The organism is Methylosinus sp. H3A (genome assembly GCF_015709455.1).
In the GTDB taxonomy this organism is placed as follows: Bacteria; Pseudomonadota; Alphaproteobacteria; order Rhizobiales; family Beijerinckiaceae; genus Methylosinus.
Genome location: NZ_JADNQW010000005.1, coordinates 1036057 through 1056168 on the forward strand (window position 1 = coordinate 1036057; position 20112 = coordinate 1056168).

Consider the following 20112-nt stretch of genomic DNA (forward strand, 5'->3'; position numbering starts at 1 on the left):
TAGGCCGATATCTACTCGCTGCTCCGCTATTTCGCTTCACCTCGGCGCCGGCGGCGTGCGCGACACGACGCCCTTGCGCATCGCGTCCGGACGATCCTTCTTCGGCACCAGGCCGGTCTCCGACGCCGTATAGCGCCGCGCCGATTCGATGAGATCGCCCACATCGTCGGCATTGTCGAAATCGCCCAGCACATAGGTCCATTTGCCGCGCGCGGCCATGGCCACGGTGCAGGGGCGCGAGCAGACGCCGAGACATTCGACCGGCTCGGCCGCGACGATCGCGCGATCCTCCGAGGTCAGACGCGCGTCGAAAGCCTCGAGCAGCGCCTGACCGGGACGCACCTCCGGATCGTCCTTGCTGCGGCAGACGGTACATACATATACCGTCGTTTGGACGGTCGTTTCCTGCTGACTCAACTGACCTCCTTCGCCGCTCATTTCGGCGGCTCGTATTTGCATTGCGCTCCGCCGCCGGCCTTTTGCGTGATCTCGTCCGGGTCGACCGTGCAGTCGAGAGCGGAGACCGCAGCATAAATCGTTCCGGCGGCGCCGTCCGGCGGAACGCCGACCTCGAGCAGCGTCGCGAATATCTCATGGGCGAGGCGGCCGGCGACCTGGACCTTCTTCTCGCCGAAGGTCAATTCGCATGCGTGCTGCGTGATGTCCACATTGCTCGCCCGGCAGCTGACCGCATCGACGACGACATCGATGGTCTTGCCCTTTGGGAAAGCGATCTTCGCATGTCCGTCGGCGAGCTTGGCGAGCGCCGCCTTCGCGGCCGGCTTGACCGTCGGCGAATATTTGCTGGCCAGCGCCGCCAAGGACAATGCGCCGCTTCCATCCGTCGTGGCGGCGGCGAGCGCGGCGCCATTGGCCGCGAGAAAGAAAATGGCCGTCGAAAAGAATCGTTTCATGCGCAATTCCCCATTTGTCGCGCATCGCGCGCGAGGGGCGGAGAATCGCGTCATGCGGGGCCGAAATTAAGGCGTGGCTCGAAGGCTCAAGCCAGCGCGCCGCGGCTCTCGATCAGATCGCGGCGCTCGGAGGGCAGGCCCGGCTCGCGCTCGCCGCCGCAGCATTCGCTCGAGAGGCGCGCGACATTCTCTATGGTGACGTCGCGCGTCTCCGTGCGCACGCCGATCTCGCGCAGCTTGGCGAAAGCGCGCGACAGCGTCTCCTGCTTGACGCCGAGCCGCGCGGCAATGAGTCGCTTGTCATAGGGCAAACGCAGGCAGCAGGACTCGGCGTTCGGCGGACACAACGACAAGAGGAAACGCGCGAGCCGCTGCTCGGCGGTCTGACCCTTCAGCGATTCGATCTCGCCGATGAGGCCGCTCAATTTGCGCGCCGCCTCTTCGATCACCGCCGTCGCGAGCGAAGGCGATTCGCGCAGCATGTAACGAAATCGCGGCGCGGACAGTTTCATCACATGTGCATGGCCGACCGCTTCCGCGCCCACGCGATAGCTCTCGCCGTCCGGCGTCAGCGCCTCATAGAGGCTCTCGCCGATATTGCAGATATTGATGAGAGTCTCGTCCCCGCAGGAGGCGGTGCGCGTCAATTTCACAAAGCCGTCGAGCACGATCGCCACATAGAGCGCGCGATCACCCTGACGAAAAATCGTCTGTCCATCTTCGAATTGTTCTAATTTCGCATCGCGCGTCAGCCGCTGCATCGACTGCGCATCGACAGTCGCAAACATCGGCACGTCTCGAAGAGACGGCGGCTCCGGCATTAGCGCGCTCCCGCGGTCGCCGACGATTTTTTAGCGCAAATCGACGCATGTCCGTCGGTCATTGCCGGCAATCTATCGCGAAGCGTCCGCATGCGAAAGCCGTCCGTCCCGGACAGGAGGTCGCACGACGCGCGCGAGCAAGACGCGCGAGCGCCGACAAAAAACGGCGCTCGTCATTGAAATTCCGTATCTTTCGCAAATCGTGCGGAGCCGCGGCGGCGAATGGGGACGCGCGTCCGCGCGATATTGCGCAGACGCCGAGCGCCGCCGAATTCAAGCGCCTAAGTATTTTTTGTAGCGAATGACGATATTTTTTTCGGCGGATCACGCTCGAGCAGGAAGATCGCCTGCGCGCCGAACAGATTCCACACCCACCAGGGCGCGTTCACACGGATCGGCGCGCCGGAATGATCGAGCGCGACGCCGCGCTCTATATGCGCGCCGAGCGCTTCGACGAGATCGACGAAATCCCTGATCGTGCAGAGATGTATGTTGGGCGTGTCGTACCAGGCGTGCGCCAGCGTCGTCGTCTGCGGCATGCGGCCTTTCGCCAGCAATGACAGGCGCACTTTCCAATGGCCGAAATTGGGGAAGGACACGATCGCCCGCCGGCCGATGCGCAGCATGTCGACGAGCACCTGACGCGGGTGATGCGTCGCCTGCAGCGTCTGCGAGAGAATCACATAGTCGAATCCGTCGGTCGGATAGTCGCGCAAATCGGTGTCGGCGTCGCCTTGAATGACCGACAGGCCCTTGGCGACGCAATCATTGACGCCGCGCTGCGACAATTCCACGCCGCGCCCGTCGACCCGCTTTGTCTCGGCCAGCAATTGCAGCAGCGCGCCATCACCGCAGCCGACATCGAGCACGCGGCTGCCGGGCGCGACCATCGCAGCGACGGCGGCGAGATCGAGGCGGACCGAGCGCGCCTGCTCGCTCTGCGGAAAGGAGGGTGCGTTCACTTTTGCGCCTCCGTCGCCCGCGGCAGGCCGCGCGCCGCCGCGGCGGCTTCGAGAAAGCCGCGCGTCGTCGCAATGAAATCCGGCTCATAGACGAGAAACGCGTCATGGCCCTTGTCGCTGTCGATCTCGACGAAGGAGACCGAGGCGCCGCCGGCGTTGAGCGCATGCATGATGGCGCGCGAGGCGGAGGTCGGATAGAGCCAGTCGGTGTTGAAGGAGACGACGCAAAAGCGCGTCTTGGTTCCCTTGAACGCCTGCGCCAGAGAGCCGCCGTAATCGGCCGCCAGATCGAAATAATCGCAGGCGCGCGTGACATAGAGATAGGAATTGGCGTCGAAGCGGTCGACGAAGGCCATGCCTTGATGGCGCAGATAATTCTCGATCTGGAAATCGGCGTCGAAGGAGAAGGTCGGCGCGGCGCGATCCTGCAGCTTGCGGCCGAATTTGCGTTGCAGCGCCGGCTCCGAGAGATAGGTGATATGCGCGGCCATGCGCGCGACGGCGAGGCCCTTCTCGGGCCGCACGCCATATTCGAGATAGCGCCCGCCGCGCCAGTCGGGATCGGCCATCACCGCCTGACGGCCGACCTCGTGGAACGCGATATTCTGCGACGAATGCTTGGGCGCCGTCGCGATCGGCATGGCCGAGAACACGCGCTCTGGATAGCTCGCCGCCCATTGCAGCACCTGCATTCCGCCCATGGAGCCGCCGGCGACGCAGAACAGCGTGTCTATGCCCAGATGATCGATCAGCATCGCCTGGGCGCGCACCATGTCGTGAATGGTGACGACCGGAAAATCGAGCCCATAGGCCCGGCCGGTCGCGGGATTGATCGAGGACGGACCCGAGGTGCCGAGACAGCCGCCGACGACATTGGAGCTGACGATGAAATATCGCTCCGTGTCGAAAGGCTTGCCGGGACCGACCATCACATCCCACCAGCCCGGCTTGCCGGTCAGCGGATGCATATTGGCGGCGTGCTGGTCGCCGGTCAGCGCATGGCACAGCAAAATGGCGTTGGAACGCTCGGCGTTCAATTCGCCATAGGTCTGATAGGCGATCGTCAAAGGCGCGACGCAGCCGCCTCCGTCGGTGCAGAGCGGCTGGTCCAGCGGGAACTCGACGATGCGCCCATTGAGCGGGTCCGCGGAGGACATCGTCTCTATGGCAGGAAGCGCATTGGCCAAATTCTTCTCTCCTGTTCGATATGCCGAACAATTTGTTCGGCAGCATCGGCGGCGAAGAGGAGAGTGTCAAGGCCTTGGGCGTCCGCGCCGAGGGCGTCCGCGGCGCTCACCGCGCCGCCGATCTGGGCGGCCCGGCGAAGGCCTGGGGCGGCAGCGCCGGATCGAAACGGACCGAGGCCGCCCTTGTCTCGACGGTCTTCGCCGGCTCGCTGTAGCGGCGCGCCTCGGTCGTCGTCTCCTCGTGGCGATGGACGGGCCACGCCTTGACCTTGTGGGCGATCGCCCGTTTCGCCGGGGCGGCTATGCTCGCCACCGTCGCCGGCGCCGCGGGACGCTCGCTGGCCGAGGGCGCGAGGGGGGGCGCGTCCGCGCCGCTGCGCGCGACCTCGATGACGCGCTCCACATTGGCGGTCTCGGTGGCGCGCAGCCGCGAGAACCAATCGGCGAATTGCTGCTCCGTGACGCCCTTGCGGCAGAGCCGCAGCCGGATCGATGCGGGGATCTCGTCGCCGCGGACGATCGTCGTGGCGGCGGCCTCCGGGCGGGCGACGGCGCGCAGATCGTCGACCCATTGCCAGGCGAAGGCGCAGCGAGCGCCGTCCGGGCTCGGCCCCACGGCCAGGCCGAAGGGGCCGAGCTCGTTGCGCAGCGGCTTTGCGACGATCCGCATCCGCGTCGTCGGGAAGCGCAATGCGAGCTCCTGCCGCACGCCCTCCTCCGTCGGCTTGCCCATCGGTATCTCGCCCTCGCGGCCGCCGCCGGCTGGCTGAGCGCGAATGTCGATGGTGAGCTCGTTCCAGCCCTTGCCCATGATGGCGCGGTCGAGCGCGACGCTCTGGCGCCAGCCATTGGCGTAGCGGCGCTCCTCGAGGCCGCCGCGCACGCGCGCCTCGGCGGGCAGCGCCAAAATGGAGGCCGCGCCGCTGCGCGCCTCGACCCCCTGCGCCGGCGGCGGGCCGGCGGTGGCGCCGGTCGGCGTCGGATCGACGGCGAGAACGCCACGCGTCGGCATGGTCGAGCAGGCGGAGAGGCCGAGCGCCAAAATCAGGAGCGGCGGCGAATGTCTCGAAAAATGTCTCATGACGCAATCTCCGAAAGGATCAACGGGTCTGGCTCTGCTTGGCCGCCGGGAGGGAGAGGACGGCGGCGATGTTCGGCGATGGCGGAGCGGCGCCGTAGCGGGCGCGGGGCGCCATGGCCGTCGCGACATGCTCGGCGGCGCTGGCCGAGAGCTTGGTCGCGGCGTCGGCCTTCTGCTGGCCGATCCAGGCCGGATCGGCCTCCTGATTGGCCCATTGCGTGCCGAGCGGCGCGACCTGCTCGGAGGCCGGCGGCCAGGTCGCGAGATCGACGGCGTTCCAGCCCGGCGAGAGAATGAAGCCATAGCGCTCCGAGGGCATGGGACCGACGCCCGGCACGCGCCGCGCGACCAGAGGCGCCTTGCCCGTCAGCGGCTCCGGCCGCAGCCCGACAGGCGCGGCGACCGGGATCGGCGCCGGCGGGACCGAGACCGAGCGCGACGCCACGACCGGCGAGAGCGGCTGAAAGCGCAGCGGATTTTCCGCGGTGACAGCAATGGGGAATTTGCCGCGCACGGCTTTCAGCACGCGCTCGCGATCCTGCGTCTGCGCCGCCACTTTGGCGGCGTCCGGCGTCGTCGCCTCCTTCTTCTCCGCCTCGACGCGCAGCCGATCGCGCTCGGCGGCGAGCGCCGGGCCGGCCGGCCCCGGCACGATATAGCCGGCCATTTTCACCGCCGGCCCATGCGCCTTGGCGGCGACGCGCGAGTCGCAGGGGAAGGGCGGATGATAATAATCGTCCGGGAACAGCAGCTCGACGAGCTTGGGGAACAGCCCGTCATAGCGGTTGATGAGCTCCAGCGCCTCCTTGTCCTGGCGCAGGCGTTTGAGCGTCAGCACATAGCCATAGACAGTCGCCTCCTTCGGAAACCAGGCGACCGCGCGCTCGAACCAGAAGCGCGCCACATCGAACTGGCAGGAGTTGTAGGCGTACCAGCCGAGGCCCTGCGCGCCTTCTCCGGAAGCGGATTCGATCGTCACCGCCGCATAGCGGGCGAGGCGCGCCGGCTCGACATAGGGCGGCGTCTCCTGAGAGAGCTCGCGCTCCAGAAGATCGAGAAAAAGAATGCCATTGTTCACGAGCGGCGCGCGCCACGCGTAGGAGACCTCCTCCGCCTCGCGACGCAGATCGAGCGCGCGCAGCGTATGGGCGAGCCCATGCGCGATCATCGCGTCGCCGCCATTCTCGATCGCCGCCTTGAAGGTTTCGAGCGCGGCGCGAAAATCGCGGCGCTTATATTGCAGCCAGGCGACGAGGCCGAGCTGCTGCGGCTCGCGCGTCAACTTGGCGAAGCTCTCGAAGCGCTGCAGCTCGTCGGCGGAAATCTCGTCCTTGCGCTCGTCGCGCAGCACGGCGACGATGCGCGCGCGGGTGATGTCGATCGCCACCGCGACGAATTCGTCATCCGGCCCTTTCGAGCTCTTGCGCGCCTCGACGAGCAGCGCCTCGACATCGCTCATATGCAGAGTGGCCATCGCCTTCTGCATGGTGGCGAGGCGCAAATGCTTGTCCTCGTTGGAGGCGAAAATCGCTTTATAGACATCGGCCGCCTCATTGATCTGGCCGGTGCGGGCGAAGGCCTCGGCGATCGCCCATTGCGCCTCGACATCGGCGTTGGCGGCGAAATAGCGGCTGTCGCGCGCAAAGGCGGCGATGTCGAGCCAGCGCCCTTCGCGCCAGAAGGCGAAGATCGTATTGCGCTGCTCCTTGTGCTTGAGCTTCTGCATCAGATCGTCGGATGGGCGCCAGCCGGGCATGTCCTTGCGGCGCGCCGCGATCGTCTCGTGCAATTCGTCGAGCCTGTCGGCCGAGAAGAGCTCCCACAGCCCCGCCTCGTCTATGTCGCCGCGGCGCGGGCCGTAGAGATCGGCCGGCGGCTCGAAATTGGGATAGAGACGACGCAGCCGTGAGAATTCGGCGCGAACGCGCGCGCGCTGATCGAGCGCCGCATAATAGCGCAATGCGAGATCGTCCGGTTTCTCGCGGTCGGCGAATGAAGCGCCGGCGCGGGCCGGCGCGACGAGGACGGATTGCGGATCGGCGCTTTCGGCGCGCGGCGCGGAGGGAGCCGCCGAGAGAGAGACGGCGCAGGCCGCGACGAGGAGGGCTCTCAATTGGTGAGACACGACGGATACCTCATTTGCGCCGCGAGCAGCGCCAGCAGATGCAGAGTGGCGGGGTAATAATCTTCGTTCGCCTTGGGAGCGGCGAAGTCGCTGGGAAGCTTGCCGCCGTCGACGACGCAGGCGACGAGCGCGCCGATCGAGGCGATGCCGCTGCCACCGAACTGGCCGACATCCTTGCCGGTCATGACGTCGACGATCGGCGGCGCCTCCTTGGCGCGCTGCGCCCAGGCCAGGAATGGCGCGTAATGGGCGCGCTCGCCGACGCCCGCCCAGGCGAGATAGAGCGGAATACGCACGGCGTTATAGGCGAACTCCGGCGCGAAGCCTTCGGCCGGCCGCGCCCGCCAGCCTTCGAGCGCGACCCAATCGGCGGGCAGGGACTGGGGCGTCGGCCGCGACGCCTCGAGCAGATCGAGGCCGGTTTGGGTGAGGCCCGCCCAATCGACCTCCGGCGCGACACTGTCGAGCCGCGCGAGCGCCGGGAAGACGTAATAGGAGAGGTTCACCACCGGCCCGTCGGAACGATCGGAGGCGTTGAAGCCGGCGACCGCCGGCAGCAGCAGCGCGCCGATCTTCGTCTTGAAGAGCACCACTTTGCGCGAGACCTCCACGGCGATGCGCCGCCCCGCCATGCGAAAGGGCGCATCGTCCCATTGATCGGCCGCTTCCGCGAGCGCCCAGGCGATCAAAAGATCGCCGTCGGACGCGTTGTTCATGTCGCCGACGGCGGGACGACGCTGCGGATCGAAGCGCCAGGCGACGAGCTCGTCGTTGCGCACCATGAGATTGGCGCGCGTCCAGCCCCACAGCCGATCGAAAGTCGGGCGGTCATTGGCGGCGACGGCGAGCAGCATGGCGTAGCCCTGCCCCTCGCTGTGGCTCACCTGATCATTGGCCGTGTCGATGACCCGGCCCTGCTCGGCGATGAAGCGCTTCTTATAGGCGAGCCAGGCGTCGGGAGCCTTCAAAGCTCCGCCGAGCTTGATCTTATGGGCGTCGAGCGTGAGCGGAACGCCGATCGCCGCGGCGATCTCGGCGATCGGCTCGGCGCGCGGCGCGGCCGGCGCGAAAGCGACGGCGAGGCCGAGGGCGGCGAGGACGGGTGCGGCGAGACGCAGAATTCTCATCTTGTCCTCCTTCCGACATTGCGCGTCAGCCACCGCGACGAGGCGGCGAAGAGCGCGGCGACGAGAATTGCGAGGCCGACATAGACGCCGGGATGCAGCGACATCCATCCGGCGGCGATGAGGCGCAGATTGCCGAAGGAGAGCGGACGCGTGACGATGAAACGGGGGCTGTCGGCGGGCGTCGCCAGCACTTTGGCGTCCTTCATGTCGAGCATGGCGAGCGAGCCCTGCACGCGGCGCGAGACGCGCGGATCGACGAGACAGGCCGAAGCTTCCGCGAGCGTCGCGGCGTTGGGCGCGGTGACGACGGTCCAGACATCCTTGGCGGTGTCGCCGAGGATCGACTGGCTCATCGCCAGCGAAGCGTGCTGCGTGGCGGCGCGATCCGCCGCCTCCGCCTCGAAGCCCGCACGCAGCCATGAGGCGGCGTCGGCGACGCGGGCCGCGCTCCAGGCGCCGGCGACGCGCAGACGCTCGACGACGCCATAGCCCCAGCGGCCCTCGCGGCGCAGATCGTCGCGCCAGGCCTCGAGCAGATCCTGCTCGCCGTCGCCTCGCTCCACGCGGCCGCCGCGCACCGTGCCGACCGGCGCGAAGTCGACGCGCTCCGGCTCGCCCGCCGGCCCCGTGGTCGTGGGCGTGGGCGCGGCTTGGGCGGTGATCGTCTTGTCCAGCATCATGCGCGGCGCATAACAGGCCATTGGGAAGTTGCGCTGCAGAACGAAGCGATTGCGCGCGGCGATCTCGAGCTGCGACAGGCGCTTCTCGGAAGCCTTGCGGCGATCGGCGGTCAGATGCGGACCCCAGGCCTCGCGCAGCATGTCGGCCGGCATGTCGAGGCGTTGCAGCAGCGCGGCGTCGAAGGAGTCGAGCGGCGCGACGGCGAGCGTCGGCCCCTGCCCCTCGCCGGGCGGCGTATCGACGATCTCGAAATCGATCGGCTTGCCGGCGGCGATGGCGAAATGCGCGACGATCGTCGCCGCCGCGCCGATCGCGTCGGAGTCGAGCGAGGGCATGTAGAGCTTCGGCCGCCCTTTCGCGCCGGCGTAAGGAAAGCCGCCGCTCGCCGTCACCGCGAGATCGGGCATGCGCGCGATGCGGGCGATCGGCGGCAGCTCGATCTCCGTCTCGTCGAGGAAGAGGAAGCGCTTGGCCGCGCGCATCGCCGCGAGCGGATCGCAATCGGCGTCCTGGCTCGTCGGCACATGCGCCTCGATCTCGATGCGGTTGAGGCCCGGCTTCAGAAAGCCGAGCGGCAGCGGCAAGGGATTGTCGCGGAACACCTCGCCCGAGGCCTTCAAGAGATTGAGGCTCACCGCCGTGCGCTCGTCGACCTTGACGACGATCTGCGCATTGGAGTCGAGCCCGGCCGCATAGCCGCCGGCGAGCCGCAGCAGCGCATTGCCATAATCCGCCGCATAGAAGTCCGGCGGCATGACGATGTTGAAGGCGGCGCGATAGAGATGGCCGGTGAACTCCTCGCTGGCGACGCCGAGATCGCGCAGCTTCACGCGTCTGCCGCCATCGAGCCGATAGCCGGGGAAGGCGGCGGCGGCGCGCAGTCCCTGCGGCGAGCCCTTGGGCGCGGGCGAGACGAGCAGGCGGCGAATGGCTTCGTCGACCTGCGCCGAGGTCGCGCCGGTGACGACGATGCTGGCGCGCCGGCCGGGCGCCGCCGGCAGCACGAAGGCGCGCGGCTCGTCTAAGGGGCCGACGCGCGAGAGATCGACTCGGCCGGCGAGCTCGGCGGCGGGGCCGACGTAGAGATTGGCGCCATAACGTCCACCAGCCGCAGGGCCCGCGTCGACGACGGGCTGCTCGAAACGCCCGGCCAGCGAGATCGCCTGCGCCGCGCGCAGCATGCGCTCGATCTCGAAGGGGCGCGCATTGGCGCCGAGCACGGCGCGGATCGGCAGCGCGCCCTGCTCGTCCGGCGGCAACGCGCCGAGATCCGCGAGGCTGGCGACGCCGACGTCGTCCTCCGGCAGCACGAGGCCGGTCTCTGTCGGATCGATCTGCGTCCACAATTCGTAAGTCGCCTCGAGCGAGCAATCGACGCGATGACGCTGGCTGGTGGCGATGCGCACCGAATTGAAGCCCGGCCGCATCACGCCCGGCGGAATGTCGAAGACGATGGTCTCGACCTCCTGCACGGCGCGAATGGGCGTGTCGCCGATCGCCTGATCGTTGATCGTCAGCGTCAGCGCCGAGGCTTCCGGCATCACCGACACGGCGGCGAGATAGCCGACGCGAAATTGCAGCCGACGCGAGGCCTGCGCCTCGGTGACATAGATCGGCCATTCCGAGGCGCCGATCTCGCCGGCGAGACGATAGCCTTGGATATTGTTGGTGAGATGCCGCAGCATCGCGCCCGCGATGGCGGGCCGCGGCGCCAGCGGCGCTGCGACGACGGGCGCGGGAGCGACAGGCGCAGGAACGACAGACGATGGCGCGACAGGCGATGGCGCGACGTGCGACGGCGCGACTGCTGGCGTCGAGGGAAGTTCGACGGCGGCCACGCGCGCGGCGAAACGCGCGGGGATGATCGGCTGGAGGCCGGCGACGGCCGGTTTCGGCCTGTCGAATTTCAAACGGAACAGCTGCTCTTGCGGCGCCGTTGTGAAGATCGCCTGGGCGCCGACCGCGATCGGCGTCAGCGCCGTCGTGGTCGCGAGCAGAGCGGCGAGGACTCGGAACTGCATCTTGGCACTCATTTTTTCGAGAATGTCTCGCGTGTGAAAGGATCAGACTTTTTCATCGGTGGCGGAGCGCTTGCGCTCTATGGCGGGCGTCGCCCTCTCGTCCGCCGGCGGTCGCAGGCGCTGCGGACGGCGGCCGAAGATCGTGGAGAAATCGGCGAAGGGCGGCGGCTCGCGCAGCGAGGGGTCGCCCGCGCGGGGGCGCAGATAGGCGAAGGCGCGCAGCGGCTCGATCGCGCCCCACCAGAGAAATTGCACCGTTCCGGCGACAATGCCCTTGTGTGCGCGGCGCGCGGCCTGGAAGCGCTCGAGCGCGGAGGCGTCGCCATACATGAGATCGGCGAGCGCCAGATAATCCTGAGGCTGCGACAAGGCGAAGGCGGCGGCGGCGCGTCCGTCCGGCGCGACGCTCACGATGCGCGCGGAGAGGCTCGGACGGCGCGCGGCGTCGACGCAGGAGTCGATGAAGAGACGTCCCTCCGCGACCTTTGCGGCGGCGAGCGCTTTGGCGTCCGCCTCCGTCGCGGCGCGCAGGCGGCAGCCGCCTGCGGAGACCTCCTCTATGGCGACGCGAATATGCTCCTCGCCGAGCGCCAGCGCGCCGCGCCGCTCGATGGAAAGACGCGGATGCGCCTCGCGGCGACGTCGCTCCGCCACGGCGCCGAGCGCGACGCCGGCGGTGACGAGATTGAACATGTTCCACAGCCCGACGAAGAACATCAGCTGGCGCACGCCCGGCTCGGCGACGCAGCGATAGACGGCGACGGCGGCGCCGAGCGCGAGCAATCCATAGATGGCGAAGAAGGGCCAGGCGAATTCGGAGAGGCGATCCTGCGTCTGCACCGCGCCTTTGGCCGTCACCTCGAAGGAGGGGCTGCGCGGCCGCAGAAAGACGGAGACAATCGCTTTGGACAGGAACACGCCCTGGCAATATTCATAGAGCTCCGACATCCAGGGCCAGCGCACCTTGCCGAAGAGATAATTCTGTAGCATCGCATTCACGACGACATAGGTCGCGGTATAGGCGATCGCCTCTTCTATATTGGAGACGAATATCTTGACGTCGAAGAGGATGAAGGCGAGCGGCGCCAGCATGAAGACGAGACGCGGGAAGGGAAAGAACCAGAAGCTCATGCTCGACAGATAGCCGAGCCGTTGCAGCGGCTCGAGGCCGCGCTTCAGCAGCGGATTGCGCAGCAGGAAAATCTGCAGCATGCCCTGGCACCAGCGCACGCGCTGGCCGATGAAGGAGACGAAGCTCTCCGGCTGCAATCCGGCGACGAGCGGCCTGTCGACATAGACGCTGGTCCAGCCGCGCGCATGCAGCTCGAGCGCCGTCTCGCAATCCTCGGTGACGGAGACGCCGGAAAAACCATCCGTCTCGTCCAGCGCGGCGCGACGCAGCAGGGCGGCCGAGCCGCAGAAGAAAGCGGCGTTCCATTTGTCGAGCCCGCGCTGCGTGATTCCATAGAACATCTCGTTCTCGGAGGGCATGCGGCGGAAGGTGCGCAGATTCTGCTCGATCGGATCGGGATTGAGGAAGACATGCGGCGTCTGCACCAGGAACAGCCGGTCATCCTCGAAGAAATAGCCGATGGTCTCGCGCAGGAAGGAGCGGAAAGGCGCGTGATCGGCGTCGAGCACGACGACGATGTCGCCGGAAATTCGTGTCAGCGCAGCGTTGAGATTGCCGGCCTTGGCGTGCTCGTTGCGCTCTCTGGTGAGATAATAGCAGCCGAGCGCGGCGCAGAGCTCCTGCAAGGCGGCGCGGCGCGCCTTCGCGCGTTCGGCGATTTGCGGATCTGGGTCCGCGCATTTTTGATCCGTGCCGCCGTCGTCGAGCAAGAAGACATTCAGCCGATCGACAGGATAATCGATCGATTTCGCCGCGGCGAGCGTCGTGGCGAGAATGGAGGCGTCCTCGTCATAGCTCGGCACCAGAACGTCGACGACGGGCAGAGCCTCGTCCTCGATCTGCGGCGCCGGCTCGCGCGTCAACGGCTCGGCGTTGACGACGAGAGTGAGGAACAGCATCGCCACGCAATAGAGCTCGGCTGCGAGCAATATGGAGCCGCAGGTGAGGCCGACGGGATCGGAGAGCGGCGGCAGAGTCGAGGTGATGCGCCAATAGACATAGCGCAGCACCACAAAGAGCGCGAGCGCGATGAAGAGTTGGCGCGACTCCGCGCCGCGCGCGAATTTCCACAGCGCCGCCAGCAGGAAGATGACGGCGAGGCTGGTGACGAGCTGCGCCTGCACGCTGACCGGCTGTGTGGCGAGCGCGACGGCGACGACGCCGAGCAGGAGAAAGGAGAGAAATCGCAAGGTCGACATGGCGAGCCTTCGAGCAAAGGACGGATGAAATGATTTCGGCCCGAGAAAAACGGCCGTCGAATTAGAAAGCGATATGGGTGTCGAGAATTCCATAGGCGCCGCTGCCGCGCACACGATCGCGCAGATAGCCGCTGGAGAGGCCGATCTGCAGCGCGCCGAATTTCAATCCGGTGATATGCGCGCCGGCGCGCCATTGCGCGAAATAATCGTCGCCGAGCGCCAGCGCCTCCGGGCCGACATAGACATAATCGGCGAGCTCCACGCCGAACTTCAGGCGTGTGTAGTAAGAATTGTGAACCGTCGAATAATAGGCGACGAGCGCCAGCATGGTGGAGTCCGTCGGCCGCGTGAAGGCCTCGACTCCGACCTTGGCGCCGGCGGAAACGCCGCGCACCTGATTGCCCGGATCGAAAGGCGACAGGCTGTGATTCATCACATCCGGGCCGACATAGACAGCGACGCCGCCCTGATTGGTGACGACCTCATAGCCGACCATGAAGGAGCCGTCCTCGAGCGTTCCATGCACGCGGCCATAGCCGGAATTGCTCGGAATGAAAGCCGCGCCGACGGGGATATAGACGGGGAGATCGCTCGCGTCATAGGCGTATTTGCCGATGACGGTCGAAACGCGAATGCGCGGGCCGCTCTCCGCGAGCGAGCCGAAAGGCGCGATCTTGCCGATGGCGGCGCCGGCGATGGAGCTGCGCGACGTGCCATCGACGGAAAGATCGATGGAGACCGTCGGCTGCGGCGCGGCGGGCGGGGGCGGCGTCTCCCCTGCGGGAGAGCCCGTATACCAATCGGCGGCGCGAGCCGTCGACCACAAGGCCGCGCACATTGCGAGCGGCAGAGCCGTTTTCGAGAGCATCATGACTCTTCATTCCCAGGCCCGATGAGGCGGCGCGCGCGGGAATACCCGCGATGACATTCGCGTCTCTCGATCAAGAGCGCCTGACATGGCGCCTTCCTTAAGAATGGAGGTTAACGGGACAATCTTTATTGAATCCTTTAGCGCTTCGGAAAGCGACCGTTATGCCTAACACACGGTACTGCAAAGCTTTTGGCATCGCCGCGGCAAAAGCTCGAGCGCGACTTAGCCCAGCGCCTCGATCGTGGCCGTGAGATGGGCGAGATCCTCGCCGCGCGAGAGGCGGTGATCGCCTTCCATCACCAGCGTCAGCACGACGGGATCGCTCGCCAGACAATCCATCAGCCGCAGCGCATGGCGATAGGGCACGTCCTCGTCGCGCATCCCTTGCAATATATGCACGGGCGCATCGACGCGGATGACGTCGCCCAGCATGAGATGCGCGCGTCCTTCCTCGATGAGCCCGCGCGTGATCGGCGTCGGCTCCGGCGCATAGGGCGAGGAACGCAGCCAGGCGCCGTCCTCGATGATCGCGCGGCGGATTTCATCGTCGGCGTTGTTCCAGATCAACTCTTGCGTGAAATCGACGGCGGGCGCGATCAGCACGAGGCCGTGCAGGCGGCGGCCCGCAGCGGCGAGGCGGCGCGCCATCAGCAGAGCGAGCCAGCCGCCCATCGAGCTGCCGACGAGAATCTGCGGTCCGCTCGTCGAAGCGTCGAAGACGGCGAGGCTCTGCGCGAGCCAATCGCCGATCGTCCCATCCGCGAAGCGCCCGCTCGATTCGCCATGGCCCGAATAGTCGAAGCGCAGGAAAGCGCGGCCCTCGGCCTCCGCCCAGGCGTCGAGATGAGAGGCCTTGGAGCCGAGCATGTCGGATTTGAAGCCGCCAAGCAGGACGACGCCGGGGCGCGCCGCCCCCGCCCCACGCGCGGCGCGAAAACGGCGAGCGATGCGCCAGGGCTCGCGCCCCTCGAGGGCGAGATCGACGAAGCTCAGCCCCTCCTCGACGCCGTCCACAGCCATCCTATCCCCTGCGGCGCGTGCGCGCCGCCGCTCGAATGAATAAAAATCTCTCGGCTGCTCAATAACATGGTCCGATCATGGGACCAAAGGGGCCATATTGCCGGCCCATTTCTGGGGCGAAAAAGGCCCCCGCCACTCGACCGCGACGACGATCTCGTTTACTGGGCACATTGGCTCCATGCTAGAGAATTTCCACGCCTTCCCCTCGACCAGCCGTCCCCTCGCGGGTCGGACGATTTTGCAGGTCGTGCCCGATCTCCAGTCGGGCGGCGCCGAACGCGCGACGATCGACATCGCCGAGGCGTTGCATATGGCCGGCGCGCGGGCGCTCGTCGCCTCGGAGGGCGGCCGCATGGTCAGCGAGCTGCAAGCCAAGGGCGGAGTATGGCTGCCATTCCCCGCCGCGACGAAGAATCCGCTCGCCATGGCGCTGAACTCCTTCCGCCTCGCCCGCATTTTGCGCGAGGAGGCGATCGATCTCGTGCATGCGCGCTCGCGGGCCTGCGCCTGGGTCGCCTATTACGCCGCGCGGCGCGCCGGCGCGCGCTTCGTCACCACCTTCCACAGCATCTATGGCGGCGCCTCGCCCATCAAGCAGCGCTACAATTCGATCATGGCGGCGGGCGATCTCGTCATCGCCAATTCGCATTTCACCGCCTGCCACATCGCCGAGCTCTATCCGCAGGCCGAGCGGCGCATCGTCGTGATCGCGCGCGGGCTCGATCTGCGCGCCTTCTCGCCCTCCGCCGTCGAGCCCGCCCGCGTCGAGCGCATGCGCGCCGCATGGGGCGTGGCGCGGCACGAGCGCGTGGTGCTGATGCCGGCGCGGCTCTCGGCGCGCAAGGGCCATCTCGTGCTGATCGACGCGGCGAAGCTCCTCGTCGTCGGAGGCCTCTCGGATGTGCGCTTCGTCTTGGCGGGCGACGCGCCCAACGCCGCTTTTCGCGCCAATGTCGAAGCGCATATCGCGCGCGCCGGCCTCGAGGGCGTCGTGCTGACTCCAGGCTATTGCGCCGACATGCCCGCCGCCTATCTCGCCGCCGCGGTCGCCGTGGCGCCCTCGACGACGCCAGAAGCCTTCGGCCGCGTCGCCGTAGAGGCGCAGGCGATGGGCACGCCGATCATCGTCTCCGATCTCGGCGCGGCGGTCGAGACCGTGCTCGCCCCGCCGCAAGTGGACGCCGCCGACGCCACCGGCTGGCGCGCGCCGGCGGGCGACGCGGCCGCGCTGGCGCGGGCGATCCGCGAGGCGCTGGAGCTGCGTCCCTCCGCGCGGGACGGGCTGACGACGCGCGCACGGCAGCATGTGCAGACGCATTTTTCCGTCGAGCGAATGTGCGGCGCGACGCTCGACGCTTATGAGCTCGTGCTCTCGGCGCGCGCGCCCGGCGCGTGACCCGCGCCTTGCGAGGGCCTGAGGAAGACATGCGAGCGCCTGCGGAAGAAATGTTTCGACCTTCGCCCTACGAAGCGGATATTCTCCTTCCATAAAAGATATCTGGCGATCGATCGCAGCGCGACAAAAGGAGTTGGCGGATGGCTTATGATCTCATCGTCATCGGCACGGGGCCGGGCGGCTATGTCTGCGCGATCCGGGCGGCGCAGCTCGGTCTCAAGACCGCCGTCGTCGAAAAGCGCGCGACCCATGGCGGCACTTGCGGCAATGTCGGCTGCATTCCCTCCAAGGCGCTGCTCCACGCCTCGCATATGTTCGACGAGGCGGGCCACGGCCTCGCCGATCTCGGCGTCATCGTCGATCCGCCGCGCCTCGATCTGAAGGCGATGATGAAGCACAAGGCCGACACGGTCGCGGCGAATGTCGGCGGCGTCGCCTTTCTGTTCAAGAAGAACAAGATCGATTCCTATCACGGCGTCGGCCGCATTCTCGGCGCCGGACGCGTCGAGGTGACCGGCGAGAATGGCGCGACGCAAATTCTCGAATCACGAAATATCGTGATCGCGACGGGTTCCGCCGTCGCGCCGCTGCGCGACGTCGACGGCAAGGAGATCGCTTTCGACGAGAAGACGATTCTCTCTTCGACCGGGGCGCTCGAGCTCGACGCCCCGCCCAAGCATCTCGTCGTCGTCGGCGCCGGCGTCATCGGCCTCGAGCTCGGCTCGGTCTGGCGCCGGCTCGGCGCGCAGGTGACGGTCATCGAATATCTCGACCGCATATCGCCCGGCGCCGACGCCGAGATCGCGACGCGCTTTCAGAAGATTTTGGAGAAGCAGGGCTTCGCCTTCCATCTCGCCGCCAAGGTCACCAAGATCGAGAAGACCGCGGAGGGCGTCTCGGTCGCCTACGCCTCCACCAAGGGCGGCGGCGGCACGCCCATCGCCGCCGACGCCGTGCTCATCGCCACGGGGCGCCTTCCCTACACGGCCGGCCTCGGCCTCGAGGAGGCGGGCGTCCTCACCGAGCGCGGGCGCGTCGTCATCGACGAGCATTTCGGCTCCAATGTGCCGGGAATTTATGCGATCGGCGATGTGGTGCGCGGCGCGATGCTGGCCCATAAGGCCGAGGAGGAGGGCGTCGCTCTGGCGGAAATCCTCGCCGGCCAGGCGGGACATGTGAATTACGGCATCATCCCTTCGGTGGTCTATACGATGCCCGAGGTCGCCTGGGTCGGGATGAACGAGGAAGAGGCGAAATCGGCGGGCCTCGCCTATAATGTCGGCAAATTCCCCTTTTCCGCCAATGGCCGCGCGCGCGCCAACCGGCAGACGGAGGGCTTCGTCAAAGTGCTGGCCGACGCCGCGACCGACCGCGTGATCGGCGTGCATATATTGGGCTCGGACGCCAGCGAATTGATCGCCGAAGCCGGCGTGCTGATGGAGTTCTCCGGCGCAGCCGAGGATCTGGCCCGCACTTGCCACGCGCATCCGACCTTGTCGGAGGCGATCAAGGAGGCGGCGCTCGGCGTCGCCAAGCGCTCGATCCATTTGTGAAGCGCTCGCAAATCCAATCCCCTCATCCTTCGAGACGCCCGCTGCGCGGGCTCCTCAGGGCGAGGGGACTGGAGGTTTTTCGAGCGGCGACTCAGTGCAGACGGAACTCCTCGCCCACCAGCGAGATTTCCGCCGGGCGAATGAGACCGCTATGCGCCACTTGCACCGAATGGAGCCGCCCATCGAGGCTCCTCTGCCAGAAATCCAGGAATTTGCGCAATTGCGGAAATTCGGGCTGCAGATCGTAGTCCTGCCAGATGTAGGATTGCATGATCGCGGGATGATCGGGCAGACGGTAGAAAATATTGGCCGTCGTCAGTCCATAGCCTTCGAGCATGCGGCGAAATTCGCGCGACGCCATTCGACGCCTCCTCTTCGATCGCGTGAAACGATAGGTTCGACTGCGATCATCATGCAAGGAGAATGCCGAATAAACTTTTAAAAACAATATGCTAGCAGCAGGCCACAGCGAGTGCTGATCCGCGTGGCGGCCGCGCTCCGAAAATGGGAGAGCGCGGACGCCGTTTCTCGAGAAGCCGCCTCACTGCACGAGCGTGTCGGCGCCGATTTTGGCGACCTGCGCATCCTGCTGCGACGTGGCGCCGGAGACGCCGATCGCGCCGATGATCTCGCCCTTGTAGACGAGCGGGACGCCACCCTCGAGCGGGGTGACATTGGGCAGGCTCAGCAGAGCGACGCGGCCGCCGGCGACGGCGTCCTCGAGCGCTTTGGTCGGACGCTTGAACAGCGCGGAGGTGCGCGCCTTGCGCGTCGCCGTCTCGGACGACGAGGCCTGCGTGCCGTCGAGGCGCTGCAGATAGAGGAGATTGCCGCCGTCGTCGACAATGGCGATCACCACATTCCAGCCATTCTTGAGGGCCTCCGCCTCGGCGGCGGCGGCGGCCTTCTTGGCGCCGTCCAGGGTGAGCGAGAATTTCTGCTTCACGCCTTTGGTGTCGCCCTCCGCCGAAAAAGCCGCGGGGACGGAGAGGAAGAGGGCGCCGATCGCGGCCGCCATGACGAAGCGCATTAGTTATCTCCATTGTCTATAGAACTACTATAGTAAAATACGCGCTTCGACTTTCGTCAAGACACTCTCGGCGCTATCGGCGCGATTGACAGGGCGCCGCTTGCTTTCGAGACCGGAGAGTGATCGACTCCAGCGGCGGCTGCGGGAGGTAGCGAGACACCAAATGGAAGCACTCGGCCGGCGCCTCATTCGCGCCTTCTGGTTCACGCTGGCGATTCTCTTCCTCATCGAGAGCTGGCTGTGGGACAATGTGAAAATCGCGCTCGTGTGGCTCGCGAGCGCGCTGGGCTTGAAGGAGCTCGAGGCGCGGCTGCGCGCTTTCATCGCCGGCCTCACGCCGATCGCGACGCTCGCTGTCTTCGCTCTGCCGGCGATCACGATTTTTCCGCTGAAGTTGCTGGCCGTCGCCGCCATCGCCCATGGCCATGTGGTCGCCGGACTCGCAGTGATCCTCGCCGCCAAGACATTGGCGCTCGGCGTCACATCCTTCCTCTTCGACGCGAGCCGCGAGAAACTGCTGCAGATCGGCTGGTTCGCGAAACTCTATGAGACGACGCTGCACGTGAGCCGCTGGGCGCATGAGCGCGTCGAGCCGTTCAAGCGGCGTATTCGCGAAGCCAAGGATTATCTGAAAGCGCGACTCGCTCTCGCGCTGGGCGAAGAGGGCCGCTCGCTGTTCTTGCGCAAGCTCGCCCTGTTGCGCGCCCTCGTCCGCCGCCGCGGCGCGGCGTGACGAGACGTTCCGCTCCCCGCCGCTCAGCGGCAGAGCGCATAGCCGAGGCAGGCGTCGGCCGAAGCCGCCTGTCCCGAGGTGACGATGATCCAAACGCCGTAGCCGAAAGCCATGACGAGAACCAATCCGAGCAGCGACAGTCTCGGCGCCTGACCCATTTTCCCCTCCACCGATCGCCGGCGCCCGTCCCCTCGACGGACGCCGTCAACCTGCCTGAGCCGGAAAATCACATGCGTGCGCGATCGCACGAGGCGAGAAA

At 66.8% G+C, this 20112-nt stretch carries 18 protein-coding genes; 3 read left to right on the plus strand and 15 right to left on the minus strand.

Annotation, left to right across the window (positions count from 1 at the left end):
- Window positions 1-36 precede the first annotated feature (36 nt).
- From IY145_RS07990 to IY145_RS08045, 12 genes are all read right to left on the minus strand, one after another.
- The gene (locus IY145_RS07990; RefSeq protein ID WP_409455297.1) at window positions 37-417 is read right to left on the minus strand and encodes a DUF1636 family protein; all 381 of its coding nucleotides are present in this window, start codon (window positions 415-417) and stop codon (window positions 37-39) included.
- 17 nt (window positions 418-434) lie between these two features.
- Window positions 435-914, minus strand: coding sequence for a hypothetical protein (locus IY145_RS07995; protein ID WP_196407726.1), 480 nt, complete (start codon window positions 912-914; stop codon window positions 435-437).
- Window positions 915-1000: 86 nt separating this feature from the next.
- The gene (locus tag IY145_RS08000) at window positions 1001-1702 is read right to left on the minus strand and encodes a Crp/Fnr family transcriptional regulator (protein ID WP_196407727.1); all 702 of its coding nucleotides are present in this window, start codon (window positions 1700-1702) and stop codon (window positions 1001-1003) included.
- Window positions 1703-2016: 314 nt separating this feature from the next.
- Window positions 2017-2697 (minus strand): methionine biosynthesis protein MetW, encoded by a 681-nt coding sequence (metW, locus tag IY145_RS08005; protein WP_196407728.1) that lies wholly within the window; start codon window positions 2695-2697, stop codon window positions 2017-2019.
- A complete protein-coding gene (locus tag IY145_RS08010; RefSeq protein ID WP_246722234.1) occupies window positions 2694-3854 on the minus strand; it encodes a homoserine O-acetyltransferase in 1161 nt (386 codons plus the stop codon). The genes metW and IY145_RS08010 overlap by 4 nt, the downstream gene beginning before the upstream one ends.
- A gap of 136 nt (window positions 3855-3990) precedes the next feature.
- Window positions 3991-4965: a cellulose biosynthesis protein BcsN gene (gene bcsN, locus IY145_RS08015; RefSeq protein ID WP_196407730.1), complete on the minus strand. Its 975-nt coding sequence runs from the start codon at window positions 4963-4965 to the stop codon at window positions 3991-3993.
- 19 nt (window positions 4966-4984) lie between these two features.
- Complete coding sequence (locus IY145_RS08020) at window positions 4985-7090, minus strand: hypothetical protein (RefSeq protein ID WP_196407731.1); 2106 nt, start codon at window positions 7088-7090, stop codon at window positions 4985-4987.
- On the minus strand, window positions 7075-8217 hold the full coding sequence (locus tag IY145_RS08025; RefSeq protein ID WP_210332638.1) for a glycosyl hydrolase family 8: 1143 nt from the start codon (window positions 8215-8217) through the stop codon (window positions 7075-7077). The genes IY145_RS08020 and IY145_RS08025 overlap by 16 nt, the downstream gene beginning before the upstream one ends.
- A complete protein-coding gene (locus IY145_RS08030; RefSeq protein WP_246721849.1) occupies window positions 8214-10931 on the minus strand; it encodes a cellulose biosynthesis cyclic di-GMP-binding regulatory protein BcsB in 2718 nt (905 codons plus the stop codon). Before IY145_RS08030 ends, IY145_RS08025 begins: the two co-directional genes overlap by 4 nt.
- Window positions 10932-10961: 30 nt before the next feature.
- The gene (gene bcsA, locus IY145_RS08035) at window positions 10962-13250 is read right to left on the minus strand and encodes a UDP-forming cellulose synthase catalytic subunit (protein ID WP_196407733.1); all 2289 of its coding nucleotides are present in this window, start codon (window positions 13248-13250) and stop codon (window positions 10962-10964) included.
- A 61-nt stretch (window positions 13251-13311) separates the two neighbouring features.
- Complete coding sequence (gene bcsS, locus IY145_RS08040; RefSeq protein ID WP_196407734.1) at window positions 13312-14121, minus strand: cellulose biosynthesis protein BcsS; 810 nt, start codon at window positions 14119-14121, stop codon at window positions 13312-13314.
- A gap of 222 nt (window positions 14122-14343) precedes the next feature.
- Entirely contained in the window at window positions 14344-15141 is a 798-nt protein-coding gene (locus tag IY145_RS08045; protein ID WP_196407735.1) for a carboxylesterase, read from the minus strand.
- 178 nt (window positions 15142-15319) lie between these two features.
- On the opposite strand from IY145_RS08045, the gene IY145_RS08050 reads away from it, so the two are divergent.
- Both IY145_RS08050 and lpdA read left to right on the plus strand, forming a co-directional pair.
- On the plus strand, window positions 15320-16537 hold the full coding sequence (locus IY145_RS08050) for a glycosyltransferase family 4 protein (RefSeq protein WP_196407736.1): 1218 nt from the start codon (window positions 15320-15322) through the stop codon (window positions 16535-16537).
- A 140-nt stretch (window positions 16538-16677) separates the two neighbouring features.
- Complete coding sequence (gene lpdA, locus IY145_RS08055; RefSeq protein ID WP_196407737.1) at window positions 16678-18090, plus strand: dihydrolipoyl dehydrogenase; 1413 nt, start codon at window positions 16678-16680, stop codon at window positions 18088-18090.
- A gap of 91 nt (window positions 18091-18181) precedes the next feature.
- Here the strand turns inward: lpdA and IY145_RS08060 are convergent, their stop codons facing one another.
- Window positions 18182-18451: an usg protein gene (locus IY145_RS08060; RefSeq protein ID WP_196407738.1), complete on the minus strand. Its 270-nt coding sequence runs from the start codon at window positions 18449-18451 to the stop codon at window positions 18182-18184.
- Between the two features lie 180 nt (window positions 18452-18631).
- Window positions 18632-19120, minus strand: a complete 489-nt coding sequence (locus IY145_RS08065; RefSeq protein ID WP_246721851.1) for a GlcG/HbpS family heme-binding protein — start codon at window positions 19118-19120, stop codon at window positions 18632-18634.
- 163 nt (window positions 19121-19283) lie between these two features.
- Here IY145_RS08065 and IY145_RS08070 point away from each other — a divergent pair, with 163 nt between their 5' ends.
- On the plus strand, window positions 19284-19853 hold the full coding sequence (locus IY145_RS08070; RefSeq protein ID WP_196407739.1) for a hypothetical protein: 570 nt from the start codon (window positions 19284-19286) through the stop codon (window positions 19851-19853).
- Between the two features lie 23 nt (window positions 19854-19876).
- Here the strand turns inward: IY145_RS08070 and IY145_RS26150 are convergent, their stop codons facing one another.
- On the minus strand, window positions 19877-20011 hold the full coding sequence (locus tag IY145_RS26150; RefSeq protein ID WP_281433666.1) for a hypothetical protein: 135 nt from the start codon (window positions 20009-20011) through the stop codon (window positions 19877-19879).
- Window positions 20012-20112 lie beyond the last annotated feature (101 nt).

Coding starts and splice junctions, on each gene's coding strand:
- IY145_RS07995 (WP_196407726.1), bottom strand. CDS start 914: ATGAAACGATTCTTTTCGACGGCCATTTTCTTTCTCGCGGCCAATGGC.
- IY145_RS08000 (WP_196407727.1), bottom strand. CDS start 1,702: ATGTTTGCGACTGTCGATGCGCAGTCGATGCAGCGGCTGACGCGCGAT.
- IY145_RS08010 (WP_246722234.1), bottom strand. CDS start 3,854: ATGTCCTCCGCGGACCCGCTCAATGGGCGCATCGTCGAGTTCCCGCTG.
- bcsN (WP_196407730.1), bottom strand. CDS start 4,965: ATGAGACATTTTTCGAGACATTCGCCGCCGCTCCTGATTTTGGCGCTC.
- IY145_RS08025 (WP_210332638.1), bottom strand. CDS start 8,217: ATGAGAATTCTGCGTCTCGCCGCACCCGTCCTCGCCGCCCTCGGCCTC.
- IY145_RS08030 (WP_246721849.1), bottom strand. CDS start 10,931: ATGAGTGCCAAGATGCAGTTCCGAGTCCTCGCCGCTCTGCTCGCGACC.
- bcsA (WP_196407733.1), bottom strand. CDS start 13,250: ATGTCGACCTTGCGATTTCTCTCCTTTCTCCTGCTCGGCGTCGTCGCC.
- bcsS (WP_196407734.1), bottom strand. CDS start 14,121: ATGATGCTCTCGAAAACGGCTCTGCCGCTCGCAATGTGCGCGGCCTTG.
- IY145_RS08045 (WP_196407735.1), bottom strand. CDS start 15,141: ATGGCTGTGGACGGCGTCGAGGAGGGGCTGAGCTTCGTCGATCTCGCC.
- IY145_RS08050 (WP_196407736.1), top strand. CDS start 15,320: ATGCTAGAGAATTTCCACGCCTTCCCCTCGACCAGCCGTCCCCTCGCG.
- lpdA (WP_196407737.1), top strand. CDS start 16,678: ATGGCTTATGATCTCATCGTCATCGGCACGGGGCCGGGCGGCTATGTC.
- IY145_RS08060 (WP_196407738.1), bottom strand. CDS start 18,451: ATGGCGTCGCGCGAATTTCGCCGCATGCTCGAAGGCTATGGACTGACG.
- IY145_RS08065 (WP_246721851.1), bottom strand. CDS start 19,120: ATGCGCTTCGTCATGGCGGCCGCGATCGGCGCCCTCTTCCTCTCCGTC.
- IY145_RS08070 (WP_196407739.1), top strand. CDS start 19,284: ATGGAAGCACTCGGCCGGCGCCTCATTCGCGCCTTCTGGTTCACGCTG.
- IY145_RS26150 (WP_281433666.1), bottom strand. CDS start 20,011: ATGGGTCAGGCGCCGAGACTGTCGCTGCTCGGATTGGTTCTCGTCATG.